Raw genomic sequence first — 265 nt, 5'->3', positions numbered from 1 at the left:
TTTTTTTAGATAAATAATGGTATAGTAAGAAAAAGGGAATGTTCCTTATAAAAGCGAATGTATACAACAGGACATACGGACAAAAGAATTAGGTGGTTGAAGAAATGAAAATTTTACTGATCATGGAAGATGCAGAAGAGCGAAGAAGTTTAGCTGAAAAATTTACTGAAAATATAAGGAATGTAGAATGTTTTGAAGCAAATACAGGAACAGAATCATTATTTATGATGAAGAAGCATACACCAGATTTTGTTTTTTTAAATTC

1 pseudogene is annotated in these 265 nt (G+C 29.1%); it reads left to right on the top strand.

Going from position 1 to position 265, the window contains the following annotated elements:
* Positions 1–104: 104 nt before the first annotated feature.
* Positions 105–265 (top strand): annotated as a pseudogene (locus MR083_RS27250) (LytR/AlgR family response regulator transcription factor); the annotation flags it as partial.

Source organism: Bacillus cereus group sp. BfR-BA-01408 (genome assembly GCF_022663305.1).
In the GTDB taxonomy this organism is placed as follows: domain Bacteria; phylum Bacillota; class Bacilli; order Bacillales; family Bacillaceae_G; genus Bacillus_A; species Bacillus_A pacificus.
This window is presented reverse-complemented; position numbering and strand designations above follow the sequence as displayed.